The organism is Pseudomonas sp. KNUC1026 (assembly GCF_021650705.1).
GTDB lineage: Bacteria > Pseudomonadota > Gammaproteobacteria > Pseudomonadales > Pseudomonadaceae > Aquipseudomonas.
Genome location: NZ_CP087138.1, coordinates 841,187 through 859,507 on the forward strand (window position 1 = coordinate 841,187; position 18,321 = coordinate 859,507).

Sequence of the window (18,321 nt, forward strand, 5' to 3'; positions counted from 1 at the left end):
GCCATGCGAAAGTGCCGCTCTGTAGTAACTGCTTTGGCGTTGTCCTTGCCTCTTTCGGCAATGGCGGCGGTTCCCGTGGTTGATGGTGCCAATAACTATGGCAGCAGCGAATCCACCTTCCGGTTACGGCACGAGCGGCGCTTATGCCGGAACGGGGGCCCAACAGGCCCCTGTTTCCGCGCAGGGTGAGTTGTTCATGCAGTTGCAGCAAATGCAGGAAGACATCGCGCGTTTGCGCGGTCAGGTAGAAGTCCAGCAAAACCAGATCCAGCAGATGAAACAAGATGCATTGGATCGTTACAAAGACCTGGACAGCCGTATTGGTTCCGGTGCTCCTGCACAGCAGGCCGCGCCAGCCGACAATTCTTCCGCCAACGGCGCTTCGAACGCCGGGGGCGCCGCTGCAGGCGATACCCAAGCCTCTCAGCAACCCGCCGCAGGTACCGAGCCTGGTGACCCTGCCAAGGAAAAGCTTTACTACGATGCCGCCTTCGACCTGATCAAGGCCAAGGACTTCGACAAGGCCAGCCAGGCGTTCAGCGCCTTCTTGCGCCGTTACCCGCAGAGCCAGTACGCCGGCAACGCCCAGTACTGGTTGGGTGAAGTGAACCTTGCCAAGGGCGACCTGCAGGGAGCAGGTCAGGCTTTCGCCAAGGTAAGCCAGCTGTACCCCAAGCACCCCAAGGTGCCTGACTCGCTTTACAAGCTGGCTGATGTCGAACGCCGGCTCGGCCATACCGATCGGGTAAAGCCTATTCTTCAACAAGTGATCAGCCAGTATCCCGGTACTTCCGCCGCGCAATTGGCGCAGCGTGATATCCAGCGTATGTGAACCCCAGTGACCTTTCACGAAGAAACCCGCGCTTGCCGCGGGTTTTTTCGTTAGAATCAGCGCCCCTTTTATCCAGCCCCCAGGAATCGCGCTCTAGCGGGTTCGTGGTGGGTGCTAACGGAGGCGGATGGCCTGTTTAGCCGTTACGCCCGTGGCGAGCATGCAAAAAACATTACGCATTACCGAAGTCTTCTTCTCACTGCAGGGGGAGGCTCGGACCAGTGGTTTGCCTACTGTGTTCGTACGCCTGACCGGCTGCCCCTTGCGGTGCCAATACTGTGACAGCGCCTACGCCTTCACCGGCGGTACGCAGCGCACGCTCGACGACATCCTGGATCAGGTCGCCAGCTATCGGCCTCGCTATGTGTGCGTAACCGGCGGCGAGCCCCTTGCCCAGCCCAACGTGCATCCCTTGCTCGAACGCCTGTGTGATGCGGGTTACGAGGTGTCTCTGGAAACCAGCGGGGCCCTGGACATCAGCGCGGTGGATTCACGCGTTAGCCGTGTGGTCGACCTCAAAACTCCGGACTCGAAAGAGTCGCACCGTAATCGCTACGAAAACCTGGCCTTGCTCACGCCTAATGATCAGGTGAAGTTCGTGCTGTGTTCGCGGGGTGACTACGATTGGGCCGTGAGCAAGCTGATCGAATACCGTCTGGAACAGCGCGCGGGCGAGGTGCTTTTTCGCCCAGCGCCAGCGAGCTCAAAGGGCGTGACCTGGCCGACTGGCTGGTGAGCGACAACCTTCCAGTGCGCATGCAATTGCAACTGCACAAGATCCTTTGGAACGACGAACCTGGCCGTTGAGGAGAGCCTTGCCATGAACGAGAAAAAAGCGGTGATTCTGCTGTCGGGCGGCCTGGATTCGGCTACGGTCGTCGCCATGGCCAAAGCCGAGGGCTACAGCTGCTATACCATGAGCTTCGATTACGGCCAGCGCCACCGCGCCGAATTGAACGCCGCCGCCCGCGTCGCGAGAGACCTGGGTGTGATCGAGCACAAGGTGATCGGCCTGGACCTCAATGGCATCGGCGGCTCGGCGCTCACCGACAGCAGCATCGATGTGCCGCAAAGCCCAACCGAGGGCATCCCGGTCACTTACGTCCCCGCACGCAATACCGTGTTTCTCTCCCTCGCGTTGGGATGGGCCGAGGTACTGGAGGCACAGGACATTTTCATCGGCGTGAATGCCGTGGATTACTCCGGCTACCCCGACTGCCGGCCTGAATTCGTCGAAGCTTTCGAGCGCCTGGCGAACCTTGCGACCAAAGCCGGTGTGGAGGGCAACGGCTTCCGTATCAAGGCCCCGCTGCAGATGATGAGCAAGGCTGACATCGTCCGCGCCGGCACCGGCCATGGCGTGGACTACAGCCTGACCGTCTCGTGCTACCTCGCGGATGACGACGGCCGTGCCTGCGGCAAGTGCGACAGTTGCCGCCTGCGTGCCGAAGGGTTTGCCGCTGCCGGTGTGCCAGACCCAACCCGCTATTTTTGATTTTTTAAAGGTGGGGGTATTGAATACTGCTTAAAAATCAGTATCATGCACGCCACCAAGAGGGTCGTTAGCTCAGTTGGTAGAGCAGTTGGCTTTTAACCAATTGGTCGTAGGTTCGAATCCTACACGACCCACCATACATTGACTGGAACCCTCCTTGCGGAGGGTTCTGGCATTTCTCTCATGCTGGCTAGCAGCCGTCTGCCGCGAAACCTCAGCGCAAAGCTTTCCGCCAGCTCGTCATAGCGTGCTCCAATCCAACGATTATCTTTTAGCCGGCCGAACATCCGCTCGATGATTCTCCGTGCCACAAAACATGCTCCAGTGGGTATGTGCAGCGCGCTGGTGCACCCACCCACTGGCACAAACCTGCGCCGATCACTGCTGGCGTGACCTCACGCCGTTCGCTTGCTCCCCGTCTCCATGTCGGTGCTGCCCCAGGGCCGCCAGTCGTCGGTGTGCCTGACGCTGCCATGCGGCCCGCTGGAGGTGGTGCCACCTGCTAGGAATTTCTCCCACAGGTTCTTGCTTTCAGGGTCGCCGTCCTTGTGCAGGTCAGGGCGCCAGCCGTGCCAGGGAGCTACCTTTTTGCCTTCGGTTTCCTTGAAGTGTTTCCACTCGTCCGCCTGGTACTCGAACATCGACTTGTCGCCCGGCGTGTCGCGGCCGCCGTACATGTAGCTGGCATAGCGCGCGTACTCGAGCTTGTCGCCCCAGTCGTCCTTGGTTACGCCAGCGTCGGCGAGGTCCTTGAAGAACTTGCCTTGGGAGTCGGTGAGCTTTTGTAGTTTGGCGTGCTCGACCGCCTCGGCGATCAGGGTGCCAGCTACGCCGAAGATCACACCGGCCACGGCGAACACCGGCCCTGCAATGCGGGCGCCAATAGCGAGCCCGCGTACCACCGTTGCGGCAACGTCGCCGGCCAGTTTCCCAGCCAGGTGCGCCCCTTTGGGAGCGAACATCGAGATGGTATTAGCAATCGCCATGCCGGTGCCGGATGCACCGCCGCCGATCGTGAAGGCGGCGTCGGTTTTCTCAAGTGCAGTCTTGGCATTTTTAAGCTTGCGCGCACCGGAGACGATATCCATCACGCCGCCGGTCAGGTCCAGGCCGGAACCGGCCATGAAACGCAGGAAAGAGCGCCCGGAGGCGATGGCGATCTCGGACTTCGACGCTGGGCTGCCGCTGCCGGGGATGTTCTTGACGCCCATCTGTTCGCCCAAAGCTTTGGCGGCTTTGTCGTATTCCTTGGCCTCGTCGGCCGACAGGTTGCCGACATCGAGCTTATCCAGGGTTTCGGAGGCCTCTTTGACCCGGGTGCTGATCGAGGCTGCCAGTGCGTCGGATTTTTCGGCAGTTTTCTTGCCCCAGATATCCGGCAGGTTCTCATCGAGCAGGCCGAGCCATTGTGTGGCTTTGATTTTGGGTGGGCCTTTGCCGTCGGTGTCCACGGCAGGGTCGTAGGTCTTGCGGCCCCCCAGGGTTTCCACGATGTTCGAACCGAACTTGAGGAAGTCGTTGGTGAAGCTCAGACCAGACACCAGATCCTTGGCAGCAGCGATCTTCTGGTCGTCGGTCATGTTGCCGCCGCCATTGGCCAGCTGCAGGGCGCCGCTGACCAGGCTCATGGTGCCTGCCATGGCACTGAGGCCGCCGGTGGAGCTGGCGGTGTGAAGCAGTTGCTTCAAGGAGCCGGCGGTCGCCTCGCGGTTGGCACCTAGCCCTTTGAGTTGGTTATCGACCACTTTGTCGATGGCTTTCGGATCGCCGCTGGCCGCCGCTTGGCGTATGGCCGCTGCGATCTTCTGGTTTTCGGCCGGGGTAAGCCCTTTGATATGGCCATCGAGGATGTCGATCTCATCCTTCATTTTCTTGTACATGTCGTAGGCTTTATCGCCCTTGTCCAGCCCGCCCAGGGCGGCGTTGATCCCCCCTTTGACCATTGTGAAGGTGGCTTTCAACCCGCTTTCGGTGTTCTCCGGCGACACCTTGTCGGGGTTTTCCATGTAGGTGTCGAGCTGGTGCGTCATCATGTTCTGGTCGAATGTCTGACGGCGTGCGGTGTAGCTGTCAGGTTCAAGAATGCGCAGCGACTCGAAATAGCGGTCGACGTCCAACTCGGCGATTTCCGATTTCTTTGGGTCGCCTGAATCATTCATGGCGATCACATAGTTTTCGAAGTCGAGGTTGGCCTCGCGTGTACCCTCTTTGAACAACGCAGGGAACACTTGTTCACGAACTTCGTCCAGTCGATCTTTCGACAAACTACTGACACTCTTCTGGAGTTCCGCGTCGTAACGGCCCTTTATACCTTCCTTGCCCATCAGTTCGGAAATTTCCTTCGCGAGTTTATCCTCGTCGACCAACTCCTTAACGTCATTGCCGGTCAATTTGGTCGGGTCTTTGTCCGTTTCGCGATAAGTGCCGCTGCCCAGGTTGATGCTCTCGGCATAGCCGTACAGGTCATAGCCATTGTCCAGTGCTGCCTGGGCGTCCATCAGCTTGACGAGCTTGGCCTCGTCCGAATCTTCGGCCAATTTGCCGCTCTTGATGTCATCGCGGATGCCCTGGACAAAGTTCTCAGCGGTTTGCCCGCCGACCGTCTTGTCGTTGGGCAACTCCATGTCCATCAAGCCTTCGGCGCCGAAGGTGGGGATGTTGTACTTGTCGCGCAGGGCCTGCACATCCTTTGGCTCGTCGGGCGGTGCGGCCTTGTCGGTATGTGTGGCGTCTTTCACGTGCATCAGGTCGCCCTTGAGGCTCGAGTAGCCGTACTTGCCGAAATCCTGCAAACGCCCGGCCTCGGTGCCGTGGCGGGCTTCCTTGTCTTTGGTGAAACCGTCGATGCTGTCGTTGTCTTTGTTGCGGGCATCGTAGCCGGTCAGCAGTTTGCCGTTTTCATCGAGGCTGACCACGTGCTCCAGCACCTGGCTGGCGCGGTAGGCAGCGTCGGCATCGTGCTCGAAATCGCCCACCTGCTTTTTGAGGTTGTCTTTCACATGGCTCTGGTTGCCCAGGTTTTTCAGCAGCGGCGTGGCATCGATGATCTCTTGGGCTGAGCGTGTGTCGCCGTCGGGGCGTTTTTGTTTCTCGCCCAGGTCTGACTTCACCACCTCGCCGCGCAGGCTCGAATAGCCATACTTGCCGAAATCCTGCAGGCGGCCGGCCTCGGTGCCGTGCCGGGCCTCGCCGTCTTTGGTGAAGCCGTCGATGCTATTGTTGCCGACGTTTTCGCCGGTGGTCAGTTTGCCGTTTTCATCGACGTATTCGACATGCTCCAGCACCTTGGAGGCGCGGTAGGCGGCGTCTGCATCTTTCTCGAAGTCGCCAACCTGTTTTTTGAGGTTGTCCTTGACCCCACTCTGGTTGCCCAATCGTGCAAGCAGTGGCGTGTCATCGATGATCTGCTGAGCGGAACGGGTATCACCCTCCGGGCGCTTTTGGCCTTTACCCAACTCATCCTTGGGTGCGGATGCATTTTTAACGGAGCGTTCCCAGGCAGCAACGTTGCTTTTGTTGTTGTTGACCGTGTTGTCCTTTGGTGTCGTTTCGACTTTCGATACCATGGTTATTCTCCTTATGCAGGGCACCGCCGGCAACTATATGAACGCGCACGGCCGCGCAACTTCCTGGTTAATTAACCCGAGGCTGTTCAATGAATAACAAGAGTGCGACCTTGGTGGGCGGCCGCTGCGCATAAATATTACGAAATGCAGCGTGCGGGAGCTTAGCACGCGTATTTGGCTAATCCGTGAACGCTTCACAACAATTCACAACATCAGGCTCTGTACTGAACCAGGCGTTTTGAACACCGCAATGAGCCTGCCAGCCAAACCATAGTGACAGAGCTATCCGCCAACGCCGATCATGACGCAGGGGTCGGCCTCTGCGGCAAATGGACTGCGGTATGTGTTTGGCTGAGCTTCTGCCAATTACGGACAGCGTCCAGAATTGACGCTCGAAAAAAGCAGGTGCCCGCAAAGTGGCTGGCGGGGAGGGTGCCTCACTGGGCGAGGCTGCAATTGCGTTCAGGGGATGATCCAGACTGCCGAGCATACCCCTCGGCGAGCAGTCTGAGACTTCGATGATAATGGCGCCCATCCGGATTGAATGCCACCGTGGGCGCACGCCCATGGTGCTCGTCCAGGACCAGATATTTGCAGGCGATCAAGACGCGAATTTCTTCGATGTCTTCAAGCTTTAGATCGCTCCAGCGTCTGGTTTTGATGATATCCAGCAAACGGAGGTGGCGCGCGTCGTAATCATTCATGGATTTTAGAGCAAATAGTCTAGAGTGATGTCATTGTGCCTTCTCTCTGATTGGTTTGCTGTTCAATCCGATAAAGTACGCCAGATACCCCCACGCTAATAAATCTGCTCTTCAAATGTGAGCCAACTCGCCCGCGTCCACTTGAGCAAAAGGCCCGATGGCTGCTGATACCCGGCTTCAGGTCTTGAAGCGAGTCACCATCTGGTTCAGGTTCACCGCCAGTTGTGACAGCTCGTTGCTGGCGACCAGCGTCTGCTGAGTGCCTTCACTGCTCTGCAGGGCCAGGTTGCGGATGCTCACCAGCGCCCGATCCACCTCTCGGGCCACATGCGCCTGCTCTTCCGACGCCGTAGCGATCTGGTGGTTGCGGTCATCGATCAGTTGCACCGAGTCAGCGATGGCCTGAAGCGACGCCCCGGCCTCATCGGCGGTGCGCTGGGTGTCATGCACTTGGGCAGTGCTGCTCTTCATCGACTCGACCACCTGCGAGGTGCCTGCCTGGATGTTGGAGATCATCTTGTCGATCTCCTGGGTGGAGACCTGCGTGCGGTGGGCCAGGGCACGGACTTCGTCGGCCACCACCGCAAAGCCACGGCCCTGCTCGCCGGCGCGAGCCGCTTCGATGGCAGCGTTCAACGCCAGCAGGTTGGTCTGTTCGGCGATAGTGCGGATGACCCCCAGTACCTTGCTGATGTCCTGTACCTGATCGGCCAGGCCCTGGACCTGCTCGGAAGTCATCTCTACCCGGCCGGTGAGGCTGCGCATGGCGTGCAGGGTTTCGCCGACTTTCTGGTTGCCGGTGGCGGCGGCTCGGGTGGAATCCTTGGCGGCTTCGGAGGTGGATGTGGCGTTGCGCGCCACTTCGTCAACGGCGGCGCTCATCTGGTTGACGGCTGTTGCGGCCTGCTCGATCTCGCTGTTCTGCTGCTGCAGGGTGCGGCTGGCGCTTTCGGTGATGGAGGTCATCTCCACGGCGGCAGAGCTGAGCTGCGCTGAGGCGTCGGAGATCTGCCCGATGGTGCTGCGCAGGTTGCCCTGCATGGTGTTGAGGGCGCGCATCAGGCGGGCCGACTCATCGTTGCCCTTGACCTCCAGGCTCAAACGCAGGTCGCCTGCGGCGATTTCCTCGGCCAGTTTCAACGAGGCGCCAATCGGCTGAACGATGCTGCGGGTCAGCAAAGTCGCCAGCAACAGCGTGAGCACCAGGGCGGCGAGTACGACCCCGTCGACGATCGTGATGCTATGGGCATACACCTCGCTTGCAGTGATGCCGGATGCGGCGGCGCCATCGGTATTGTACCGGCGCAGTTCGGTCAGCTTGGCCTGGTAGCTGGCGGCTCGATCACGCTGTTCGGTGTTGGCAAAGGTCACGGCCTGCTCATGCTGAGCAGCATTGAGGTCGATTATTTTTTGCAGCCCCTGCAGATAGCTGTTCATCACCGGGAGTACCGCTTCGAATCGAGCGCGCTCTTGTGGATCTGAAATCAGATTCTGGCGGTAGAAATCGGTCCTCTCATTGAGTATCTGCTTGGCCGCGTCCAATTGCTGCAAAGCAACTGCCTGTTCTTGAGGATTCGAGGTTGCCAGTAGTCGAATGCTTTCCAGGCGGGCGCTGAGCAACGCAATCTGCAGGTCATCGGCGGCTTGCACACTCACTAGCCAGTTTTTCTCGATGTCCTGCTCGGTAGTACGAAGTTTGCCGAGCTGGACGTAGGCGAAGCCGCCCAGAGCGATCACCAGCAGTGTGATAAGGCCGAAACACAAAGCCGCGCGGGGCGCGATGTTGAGTAAGCGCAGGTTCATGGCGATGCTCCGATGCATACCGCTGGGTGCTCATTGAGCGTGTCAGAGGTTATCGGCATGTCTTGCGCTATCTGAAAGACGGCTGGTCACTTTGCTGGGTTGCAGCGCGTAACGGTTGGGCGCGGCTCAGCCGCTATGCGCGCCCACGCAACACCTCAACCGCCTTGGAAATGTCCGGCGCCAGCCAGCGGTCCTGCTCATAAGGCGGCACCACCACTCGCAAACGCTGCCAGGCCAGCGCGGTGCCGTCACCAAACCGGCGCGCCTTGAGGAACTCGAATGCCTGCGCCGCCAGCAGGTACTCGATGGCCAGGATGCGCGTGGTGTTTTCGATCACTCGTAGCAGCTTGAGTGCAGCGCCCGTTCCCATGCTCAGGTGGTCTTCCTGCAAGGCGGAGGTGACGAAGTTTTCGACCACCGCAGGTTGCGCGAGCTGGCGGTTTTCACCGGCGTGGGAGGCCGCCACGTATTGGGCGATCATCATGCCGGAGTTCACGCCCGGGTGCGCCACGAGAAAAGGCGGCAGGCCGCTGACCAACGGGTTCACCAAACGGTCCAGGCGCCGCTCGGCGATGCCGCCCAGTTCTACCAGGGCGATGGCCAGCAGGTCGGCTGCCATGGCGACCGACTCGCCGTGTGGATTGGCCTGGGACACCACCCGGTAACCCTCTGGCGTGCTCAGCACCAACGGATTGTCCGTGGCGCCCGCCAGCTCCAGGTCGACCTGCCGTGCTGCGTGTTCGAGCTGATCGCGGCAGGCGCCGTGTACCTGCGGGATGGAGCGGATGCTCAAGGCGTCCTGGGTGCGTATGCCTTTGAAGCCTTCGACCACTTCGCTGTTGGCGAGCAAGGCGCGCAGGTTCTCGCCCACCTGTTGCATGCCGGGGTGAGGCTTGAGCGCCAGGACCTGCGCATCGAAGGCGGCGATCTGCCCGCCGAGCGCCTCGAAACTCATCGCACCGATGCAGTCGGCCCATTCCACCAGGTTGTAGGCATCGGCCAGCGCCAGGCTGGTGAGGCCGGTCATGCAGGGCGTGCCATTGACCAGGCTGAGGCCATCCTTGGCACCCAGCACCAGGGGCGGCAGTTGCGCGGTTTGCAGGGCGTCGCTGGCACTGATGATGCGGCCGCCCCAGCGCACTTCGCCCAGCCCCAGCAGTGCCACGCCAACGTGCGCCATGTGGGTGAGGTAGCCGACTGAGCCGTCACGAGGCACCAGCGGGGTGATCCCGAGATTCAGCAGCGCCAGCAGCGCTCGCACCACACCTGGGCTGATGCCCGAATAACCGTGGGCGTAGTTGTTGATGGCGACGCAGATGATGGCGCGTGTCTGCTCGTCGGGGAGCGGCTCGCCGACGCCACAGGCGTGGCTGAGCAAGGTATTGCGCGACAGCTCCGCCAGTTGCGGGCCTTCCAGCAGCACGTCGCACAAGGCGCCGAGGCCCGTGCTGATGCCGTAGGCGCGCTCGCCGCGGGCGACCAGGCCATCGACGATCGCGCGGGCGCTTTCGATGCGCTGCCAGATCTGTTCGCTCAGCTCCAGTGGGGCACCGTTACGGGCGACGGAGACGATTTCCCGCCAGGTCAGGGAAACATCGCCCCGCACGACAGTGGCCACGGAAACGAGGGGAGGGGAGGCTTGGGTCATGGGCATCACTCGCCGCTCCGCAGTTGATGGCTTGAAACGAATTGACGGAAACGTTCTGTCGGCAAGCCCTCGAACAATTCATCCGGCGTGCCTTGAGCGTCGATCTGGCCCTGGTGCATGAACACCACGCGGTTCGACACATGCCGAGCAAAGCCCATCTCGTGGGTTACCACCAGCATGGTCATGCCCTCATCGGCCAGCGAGCGCATCACCTTGAGCACTTCGCCGACCAGCTCAGGGTCGAGCGCCGAAGTGGGCTCGTCGAACAGCAGCGCACCGGGCTCCATGGCCAGTGCCCGGGCGATGGCCACCCGTTGCTGCTGGCCGCCGGAGAGGTGCGCCGGGTAGTAGTCGCGCCGCTCATCAGAGGCCGACCCGCTGCAGCAGGCGCTCCGCCTGCTCGCGGCATTCGGCGGGTGAGCGCTTGAGCACCCGCAGCGGCCCTTCCATGACATTCTCCAGCACGCTGCGATGCGACCACAGGTTGAAGCTTTGAAACACCATGCCCAGGCGGGTGCGCAGCCATTCGACCTGCTTCTGATCGGTGGCCTTGAGCGCACCGTCACGCTGGCGGCTCAGGCCGATGGCCTGGCCTTCCAGGCTGATGCTGCCGTGGTCGGGCATCTCCAGCAGGTTGATGCAGCGCAGGAAGGTGCTCTTGCCCGAGCCGCTGGCGCCGAGGATGGAGATCACGTCGCCCGAGTGCGCCTGGAGCGAGAGGCCCTTGAGCACCTCCAGGCTGCCGAAGGCCTTGCGAATATCGTTGACGACGAGCGTCGCGGCGGCTTGCTGACTCATCAAGAAGCTCCAGAGGCAAATCACAGATCGGCGGAAGGTTGGGCGTTGGATGCGCTGGCCTGGGAGGCGGGCGGAACCCGGCGCGGCGGCGCCAGCTTGCGCTCCAGCCAGGCCACGATGCGCACCAGCAGGAAGTTGAGCACCAGGTAGATGGCCGCGGCGCAGACGAACACCTCCATGGTGCGGTAGGTGCGCTGGATGATCTGCTGCGCCACCCCGGTGACGTCCCAGACCGTGACCAGGCTGGCCAGCGCGGTCGACTTCACCAGCAGGATCGCCTCGGTGGAGTAGGCCGGCAGCGCCTGGCGCAAGGTGACCGGTGCGATGACACTGCGCAGCACCTGCCAGCGCGTCATGCCCACTGCCAGCGCCGCCTCGACCTGGCCACGCGGCACCGCGAGCAGGCCACCGCGGATGATCTCTGCGGTATAGGCAGCGGTGCACAGAGCCAGTGACAGCACCGCGCAGCCGAACGGCGAGCGCAGCAGCGGCCAGGCAAAGCTTTCACGCACCGCGCTGAGCTGGCCCAGGCCGTAGTAGATCAAAAACATCTGCACCAGCAGGGGCGTGCCACGAAACAGCGCGATGTAGCCGCGTGCCGGCACGCTGAACCAGGGCCTGGAGCTGACTCTGAGAGTGACCACCAGCAGCGCCAGCAGGATGCCGCAGACCAGCGACAGGCCGAACAGCGCCAGAGTGGTCGGCAGCGCCGCTCAGCAGCCGCGTCATGACGTCGGCGAGAAAGGCAAAATCAGGCATGGGTCAGGCTCCGTGCTGCAGCGGCCGGTGGGTGCGTTGCACCCGCGCTTCGGCGATCTGGAACAGCCGGCTCGAAAGGCCGGTGAGCAGCAGATAGCCCACCCCGGCGATGATGTAGAAAGTGAAGTACTGGCGAGTGGAGCCTGCGGCCACCTGGCTGGCGCGCATCAGCTCCACCAGCCCGATGACCGACACCAGCGCCGAGTCTTTCAGGCTCATTTGCCAGACGTTGCCCAGGCCCGGCAGGGCGAAGCGCCACACCAGCGGGATGACGATGCGCCGCAGCAGCAGCGAGCGCGACATGCCGATCGCCTTGCCGGCCTCGAACTCGCCCGGTGCGATGGCCAGGTAGGCGCCACGATAGACTTCGGCTTGATAAGAGCCTGAGATCAACCCGACGGTGAGCGCACCGACCCAGAACGGCGGCAGGTCGATGTACCCTTCGCCACCGAACCAGTAGCCAATGGCGGTCACCAGGCTGGCGCCGCCAAAGAAGAACAGGTAGATGATCAGCAGCTCCGGCACGCCGCGGAACAGGATCGAATAGCTTTCGCCCAGCAGCCGCAGCGAGCGTTTCGAGGACAGCTTGGCGCTGGCCACCAACGCGCCGAACACAGCGCCGATCAGCAGCGCGCTGAGGGTCACCAGCAAGGTAGTGCCCATGGCCGCGATCGAGAGAGGCGCCCCAGCCACCTTCGCCAAAACTCAGAAGTGTCAGGAAATTCATCAGGCAATCCACACGTGGGAGAGGGCGAGGCGGGCGTGGCCGCCTCGCCTGGGAGTCAAGGCGTCAGGTCGACCTTGAACCATTTCTCGCTGAGCTGCTTCACGGTGCCATCGGCGATGGCGGCCTTGAGCGCTTCGTCGAACCTGGCCTTGAGCTCCGGATCACGTTGGCGGAAGGCCAGCGCCTCGCCATCGCCCCAGATCGGCCCGGCCAGCTCCGGCCCGGTGAATGCCACCTGCTGGTTGCCGGGCTGGGCCATGATGGAATTGAGAAAGGTGACGTCGTCGAACACCGCATCGATGCGCCCGGCGGTCAGGTCCAGCACCGCCTCGGCGGAGGTGGTGTATTCGCGCACGGTGGCGACCTTGCCGAAGTAAGTATCGATGAACCCGGTATAGACGGTGCCGGAAGCGATACCGATGGTTTTGCCGGCCAGCGCCTTTTGCAGGTCGGCGACGCCTGCGGCGATCTCGTTGGCCTGGGTGCTCAGGGTGCGCACGCCTTTGGGGCCGGGTTCGCCGGGCAGCAAGCCGGCCTTGAGCGCGGCGAAGCTGGCGGGCGTACGGGCGTAAGGCACAGAGAAGGCCACCGCCTGTTTGCGCTCATCGGTCACCACGATGGCGTCCATCAGCACATCGACCTTGCCGGCATTGAGGCTGGCGATCATGCCATCCCAGTTCTGCACGACGTACTCGCATCTGAGCTGCATTTTCTGGCAAAGCTTGTCCATCAGTTCAGGTTCGAACCCCCCAGCTTGCCGCCTGGCAGCGTGAGGTTCCAGGGTTCATAGGCGCCTTCGGTGGCGATCTTCACACTGGTCCACTCCTTGGCGTGTACCAGGCCGCCTGCCAGCAGCAAAGCCATGCCGGCCGCCAGTGCACTCAAACGTCGCGTCTGTCCCATCATTGCTCCTCAGCGCTGTCTATAGATACCGATGATGTTGGTTACACAAACATGTATGTACAACCATAAGCAAATATAAGGCCACATCGTTTCGATCAGGGTTTATTGGGTTTCAGAAGGTGCCAGAGCGCTATTGCCAGGGGTTTTTGCCTCTGGAAGAGGCAATTGTGCAGGGTGCTGCACCGATTCGGAGCGTTGCGCTTCGAAAGCCAGGCCGGGCGCTTGGATACCTTTGGTAACACGCCCGTCACCCATTCTCAGGTAGGCCCCAATGGCTGGAGCCTGATCAGGCACACCTGCGCGTCGCCTCGCAGGTGAAGCACGGGCGGTGTATGGCCGGCTTCGATACGCAAGGCATCGAGTGTGCCAAGTGTTGCGTGCTCATGCCCCGCGTGAACGGCCAGGGCTCCCTGGGCGCAAAACGCAATGCAGGACGGCGCGGCGTCTACCTGCAGTTGGCCTTCGATGTGCAGCCAGCTCAAGGCTGCCTGGTAGCGGTCGGCGCGGTAGATGAGGTTGAAGTCGCGGATAGGCCCGTCAAGCAACTGGCAGTCAACCTGAGCGTCGCCGGAGAAAACGAATGCTTCCCAGCAGCCAAGCTTCGGGGTCGGGGGCGCCTTCTATGTTCAGCACCATCCCGGCCCCTTCGATCACGCTGATGATGCGCGTCATGCCGGGGAACGGTGAGAAGGCTCCGGATTGCGCGACATCGGCCAGGGAAACCCGCCAGTTCCAATCCTCGGCGGCCGCGGGGGTATCCCGCGCGATCTCCAGCGTGCTGCCCAGGCAGTTGCGCCAGAGCATGCGCCGGTGCTGCGCGGCCGGCAGTAGCGTGAATGCGCTCATGAGCCGAAGTGCCCCTCCAGCCGGTAGCGGCTGCCAGGGTAAAGCAGCCGGGCACTGGTGACTGCGCGCCGCCCCGACCAGGTGCGCCGGCGGATCATCAGGCAGGGTTCTTCAGCGGGGATGTTCAGCAACTGCTGCTCCTCACGCGAAGCCAGCACCGCCTCGACCACATGCTCGCCTTCGGTCAGCGGGGCAAGCCTGTTCAGATCAGAGGTAGGGAGTTTCAAGGCTGAAATCCTGTTCCAGATAATGCGGCGCCACGGCAGGGTTCACGTAGCGGTCCTCGATCTGCACTGGCACGTCGTTTTCGAAATGCACGATCAGCGAATGGAAGACCGGCTGGCCTTCACGCACGCCCAAGGCTACCGATTGCTCGCCGTTGGCCGTTTCGCTTTTCAGCCAGATGACTTCGAGCCGGTGCTCATGGCCGCGCGAGGCGATCTCGTCGGCGATGTTATGGACTTCGAACAGTGCTGCCTGGCCCTTGGGCTCGGCAACGAAAGTGCCAACGCCCTGCATCCGCACCAGCAGCCCGTCACTGGTCAACTCACGCAGCGCGCGGTGTACGGTCATGCGGCTGAAGCCCAACTGAGCGACCAGCTCGGCTTCTGACGGTATCTTCTGGTGGGGTGGCCAGGCGCCGGAGTGGATCTGGTTCAGGATGAGCTGCTTGACCTGCTCGTAGAAGGGAGCCGGAGCGCCCTTGTTCGATGGCACGGTAAGTGGTGATGACGGCATGAGAAGCCCTCGAAAAGACGAAGAACAGTTTACGGCATCCCCTTACGTCTGTATATGTATATACATATCAATGGGGCCAGTGTGGTTGGATTATGCCGATTTTCTTTGCTGCAAGGGCGTTATTGCCTGAGGGGTGGGCTGAAAACGTTCGATTCGAGGTCGATGCGCGTGGGTACCTGCACAGCGTGCAGCGCGGCAGCACACCAAGCGGCGCCGAACTGCTCCAGGGCCCGGTGGTGCCGGGCATGCCCAACCTGCACTCGCATGCCTTCCAGCGCGCCATGGCGGGCCTCGCCGAGGTGGCGGGGGCAACCCAGGACAGCTTCTGGACCTGGCGCGACCTGATGTACCGCATGGTCGGCCGGCTTGAGCCCGAACACCTCGAGGTGGTCGCCCGCCAGCTCTACATCGAGATGCTCAAGGCCGGCTACACCAGCGTTGCCGAGTTCCATTACGTCCACAACGACCCCCAGGGTGTGCCTTATGCCAACCCTGCCGAGCTGGGCGGGCGCATTGCTCAAGCCGCTTGCAGCGCCGGCATTGGCCTGACGCTGCTGCCGGTGCTCTACAGCTACAGCGGCTTCGGCGCTGCCGCCCCCTCCGAAGGCCAACGCCGGTTCATCAACAGCACCGACAGCTACCTCTCGCTGCTGCCACAGTTGGCGGCCACGCTCGACGACACCCAGCGCCTGGGCCTGTGCTTTCACTCCCTGCGCGCCGTCAGCGCCGAGCAGCTCACCACAGTGCTTGGCGCCACTGACGCCCGCTGGCCCGTGCATATCCACATCGCTGAACAGCAGAAAGAGGTCAACGACTGCCTGGCCTGGAGCGGCCGGCGGCCGATCGAGTGGCTCTACGACCAGGTGGCGGTGGATGAGCGTTGGTGCCTGGTGCACGCAACGCATGCCGAGCCCCATGAAGTTGCCCTGATGGCGCAAAGCCGCGCGGTTGCCGGGCTATGCCTGACGACCGAGGCCAACTTGGGCGACGGCCTGTTCCCGGCGACGGACTTTCTGGCAGCCGGCGGCCGCTTCGGCATCGGTTCGGACAGCCACGTCAGCGTCAGCCCCGCCGAAGAGCTGCGTTGGCTCGAATACGGCCAGCGCCTGCGCGATCAGCAGCGCAATCGCCTGGTGGGCGCGCAGCAGCGCAACGTTGGGCAGCACCTGTATGAGCAAGCGCTGCACGGCGGCGCTGCAGCGCTGGGCCAGCCTGTGGGCGCATTGAGCGTGGGCCAGCGTGCCGACTGGGTGGTGCTGGACGGTGCCGATCCCTATCTGAGCAGCGTACCCGCCGAGTCGGTACTCAACCGTTGGCTGTTCGCCGGTGGTGATCGCCAGGTGCGCGATGTGATGGTGGGCGGGCGCTGGGTGGTGCAAGCGGGCCGCCATCGTGACGAAGCAGCCAGCGCTACCGAATTTGCCAAGGTGCTCAACACGCTGCTCGCCTGAGTTTCGAATCGCCGGCCCCGGGTTTATCGGGGCCTGCTTCGGTCAACGGCCGTAACGCTCGCGGCCCCAGGCCAGGGTGGCTTCCAGCAAGCGTTGCAACACCGCCTGGGTCGGCTGGGCGAGGTCCTGCCGATAGCCGAACGGTGGCGCCTCGTCCATGTAGGTGCGTTGCGCCAGTTCCAGTTGCACGGCGTGGATGTTTTCGCTGGGCGCACCGTACTGGCGAGTGATGTAGCCGCCCTTGAAGCGGCCATTGAATACGTAGGTCAGCCCCTGTTGATCGGCGGCGACCGATTGCAGGCGGCTGGCCAGTTCCGGATCGCAGCTGGCGCCGTCGAAGGTGCCGAAGTTCAGGTCCGGCAACTGCCCCTCGAACAGCCGTGGCACCCGCGAGCAGATCGAGTGAGCATCCCACAGCAGGGCATAGCCGAACGTTTCACGCAGGCGCTGCAGCTCTTGCTTCAACGCCAGATGGTAAGGCCGCCAGATGTTCTCCAACGCTTGCTTGCGTGCAGCAGCATCCGGCACCTGGCCTTCCTGAAAGAGTGGGCTGCCGTCGAACAGCACCTCGGTGAACAGCCCGGTCGTGGCGCCGCTGTAGAGCGGCACGTCGTCGTCCGGCCGATTCAGGTCGATCACGTAGCGCGAGTAGGTGGCCTCAAGGCAGCTGGTGCCCAGGGCGCTTGCCATTTCATACAGCCGAGGGATATGCCAGTCGGTGTCGGGCAGGGCATGGCCTCCGGGGACCAGCGCCCGCTCGATCACAGGCGTCAGGCGCGTGCCGGGGTGCGGCATGCTGATCAGAAGTGGCACCTGGCCTTGGGTGAAACGCAGGGCGTCAGACATGGGTGAGTTCCTTGCCATGGCGGAAGATACGAGTTTGGAGTTGCCCGCCCAGCCAGTAGGCCAGCTCGGCAGGGCGGTTGATGTCCCAGGCGATGAAGTCGGCATACTTGCCCGCTTCCAGGCTGCCGTAGTGCTCGGCCAGGCCCAGCGCCTGGGCGGCATGCCGGGTAACGCCGGCGAGCGCTTCTTCGGGCGTCATGCCGAACAGCGTGCAGCCCAGGTTGAGCATCAGCCGCAGCGACAACACTGGCGAAGTGCCCGGGTTGGCATCGGTCGACAGGGCAATCGGCACGCGGTGGGCACGTAGCGCTTCCATCGGCGGCAGTTTCGTTTCACGCAGGGTGAGGAAGGCGCCCGGCAGCAGCACCGCCACAGTCCCGGCGCCCGCCATGGCTACCACGTCTTCTTCGACCAGGTATTCCAGATGGTCGGCCGACAGCGCTCCATAGCGGGCGGCCAGTGCCGCACCATGCTGCACCGACAACTGCTCGGCATGCAGCTTGACCGGCAGGCCGAGCCGCGTGGCCACCTGGAAAACCCGCTCCACCTGCGCCGGTGTGAACGCCAGGTGCTCGCAGAAGGCATCCACCGCATCGACCAGCCCTTCGGCAGCCAGTTGCGGCAGCCAGTCGTCGCAAATGGCAGTGATGTAGTCGTCGGGCCGCCCGGTGAATTCCGGGGGCAGGGCATGGGCGGCAAGGCAGGTGGTGCATACAGTGACCGGCAGCACTTCGCCCAGCCGGCGAGCGACACGCAGCATCTTGCGTTCGCTGGCAAGGTCCAGGCCGTAGCCGGATTTCACCTCCAGCACCGTGACGCCTTCAGCGAGCAGTGGGCGGGCGCGGCGCAGCGCGCTTTCGAGCAGTTCGGCCTCGCTCGCCGCGCGGGTGGCGCGCACGCTGCTGGCGATGCCGCCACCGGCAGCGGCGATCTGCGCGTAGCTCACCCCTTGCAGCCGTTGTTCGAACTCGCCGCTGCGGTCCCCGCCGAACACCAGGTGGGTGTGGCAGTCGATCAACCCGGGCGTGACCCAGGCACCGGCCAGGTCATGGCGTTCGTTGATCGCCACCTCAGGCAGTTCGGCCAGCGGGCCGACCCAGTGCAGGCGCTCGCCATCGACCAGCAGCGCGGCGCCTTCGATGATGCTGTAGGTGCCACCTGCCATCGTGGCGGCGTGGCAGTTGTACCAGAGTTTCATGGGGTGC

General features: G+C 62.5%; 14 protein-coding genes, 1 tRNA gene and 4 pseudogenes. 5 read left to right on the forward strand and 14 right to left on the reverse strand.

What is annotated here, in order from left to right; all coding sequences use genetic code 11:
- Nucleotides 1–3 precede the first annotated feature (3 nt).
- From ybgF to LN139_RS03600, 4 genes and pseudogenes are all read left to right on the forward strand, one after another.
- A pseudogene (ybgF, locus tag LN139_RS03585) lies at nt 4–832 on the forward strand (tol-pal system protein YbgF).
- 160 nt (nt 833–992) lie between these two features.
- Nucleotides 993–1,639: pseudogene (gene queE, locus LN139_RS03590) on the forward strand (7-carboxy-7-deazaguanine synthase QueE).
- A gap of 13 nt (nt 1,640–1,652) precedes the next feature.
- Nucleotides 1,653–2,327: a 7-cyano-7-deazaguanine synthase QueC gene (queC, locus tag LN139_RS03595; protein WP_236358745.1), complete on the forward strand. Its 675-nt coding sequence runs from the start codon at nt 1,653–1,655 to the stop codon at nt 2,325–2,327.
- A gap of 61 nt (nt 2,328–2,388) precedes the next feature.
- A tRNA-Lys gene (locus tag LN139_RS03600) sits at nt 2,389–2,464 on the forward strand.
- Between the two features lie 258 nt (nt 2,465–2,722).
- Here LN139_RS03600 and LN139_RS03610 read toward each other — a convergent pair.
- The 12 genes and pseudogenes from LN139_RS03610 to hutC form a co-directional block, all read right to left on the reverse strand.
- Nucleotides 2,723–5,893: a hypothetical protein gene (locus LN139_RS03610; protein ID WP_236358747.1), complete on the reverse strand. Its 3,171-nt coding sequence runs from the start codon at nt 5,891–5,893 to the stop codon at nt 2,723–2,725.
- 437 nt (nt 5,894–6,330) lie between these two features.
- The gene (locus tag LN139_RS03615; RefSeq protein WP_236358749.1) at nt 6,331–6,597 is read right to left on the reverse strand and encodes a hypothetical protein; all 267 of its coding nucleotides are present in this window, start codon (nt 6,595–6,597) and stop codon (nt 6,331–6,333) included.
- Nucleotides 6,598–6,774: 177 nt separating this feature from the next.
- A complete protein-coding gene (locus LN139_RS03620) occupies nt 6,775–8,418 on the reverse strand; it encodes a methyl-accepting chemotaxis protein (protein WP_442964377.1) in 1,644 nt (547 codons plus the stop codon).
- A gap of 115 nt (nt 8,419–8,533) precedes the next feature.
- Nucleotides 8,534–10,054: an HAL/PAL/TAL family ammonia-lyase gene (locus LN139_RS03625; RefSeq protein WP_442964378.1), complete on the reverse strand. Its 1,521-nt coding sequence runs from the start codon at nt 10,052–10,054 to the stop codon at nt 8,534–8,536.
- Nucleotides 10,054–10,846 (reverse strand): annotated as a pseudogene (locus LN139_RS03630) (ABC transporter ATP-binding protein). The gene LN139_RS03625 and the pseudogene LN139_RS03630 overlap by 1 nt, the downstream one beginning before the upstream one ends.
- 20 nt (nt 10,847–10,866) lie before the next feature.
- Nucleotides 10,867–11,553: an ABC transporter permease gene (locus tag LN139_RS03635; RefSeq protein WP_236360256.1), complete on the reverse strand. Its 687-nt coding sequence runs from the start codon at nt 11,551–11,553 to the stop codon at nt 10,867–10,869.
- 55 nt (nt 11,554–11,608) lie between these two features.
- Nucleotides 11,609–12,268 carry an ABC transporter permease gene (locus tag LN139_RS03640; RefSeq protein ID WP_236358753.1) on the reverse strand — a complete coding sequence of 220 codons (660 nt, stop codon included), beginning with the start codon at nt 12,266–12,268 and terminating at the stop codon, nt 11,609–11,611.
- 119 nt (nt 12,269–12,387) lie between these two features.
- A complete protein-coding gene (locus LN139_RS03645) occupies nt 12,388–13,062 on the reverse strand; it encodes a transporter substrate-binding domain-containing protein (protein ID WP_236358755.1) in 675 nt (224 codons plus the stop codon).
- Complete coding sequence (locus tag LN139_RS03650) at nt 13,062–13,235, reverse strand: hypothetical protein (protein WP_236358757.1); 174 nt, start codon at nt 13,233–13,235, stop codon at nt 13,062–13,064. Before LN139_RS03650 ends, LN139_RS03645 begins: the two co-directional genes overlap by 1 nt.
- 257 nt (nt 13,236–13,492) lie before the next feature.
- Complete coding sequence (locus LN139_RS24675; protein WP_268944812.1) at nt 13,493–13,780, reverse strand: HutD family protein; 288 nt, start codon at nt 13,778–13,780, stop codon at nt 13,493–13,495.
- A gap of 7 nt (nt 13,781–13,787) precedes the next feature.
- Nucleotides 13,788–14,081, reverse strand: a complete 294-nt coding sequence (locus LN139_RS24680) for a HutD/Ves family protein (RefSeq protein ID WP_268944813.1) — start codon at nt 14,079–14,081, stop codon at nt 13,788–13,790.
- Nucleotides 14,078–14,819: pseudogene (gene hutC / locus LN139_RS03660) on the reverse strand (histidine utilization repressor). The gene LN139_RS24680 and the pseudogene hutC overlap by 4 nt, the downstream one beginning before the upstream one ends.
- 92 nt (nt 14,820–14,911) lie before the next feature.
- Between hutC and LN139_RS03665 the strand changes: the two are divergent.
- Nucleotides 14,912–16,270 (forward strand): formimidoylglutamate deiminase, encoded by a 1,359-nt coding sequence (locus LN139_RS03665; protein WP_236358759.1) that lies wholly within the window; start codon nt 14,912–14,914, stop codon nt 16,268–16,270.
- Between the two features lie 42 nt (nt 16,271–16,312).
- Here LN139_RS03665 and hutG read toward each other — a convergent pair whose 3' ends face one another.
- Together hutG and hutI are read right to left on the reverse strand one after the other, a co-directional pair.
- Entirely contained in the window at nt 16,313–17,116 is an 804-nt protein-coding gene (gene hutG / locus LN139_RS03670) for an N-formylglutamate deformylase (RefSeq protein ID WP_236358761.1), read from the reverse strand.
- Entirely contained in the window at nt 17,109–18,314 is a 1,206-nt protein-coding gene (hutI, locus tag LN139_RS03675) for an imidazolonepropionase (protein WP_236360258.1), read from the reverse strand. The genes hutG and hutI overlap by 8 nt, the downstream gene beginning before the upstream one ends.
- Between the last annotated feature and the right edge of the window lie 7 nt (nt 18,315–18,321).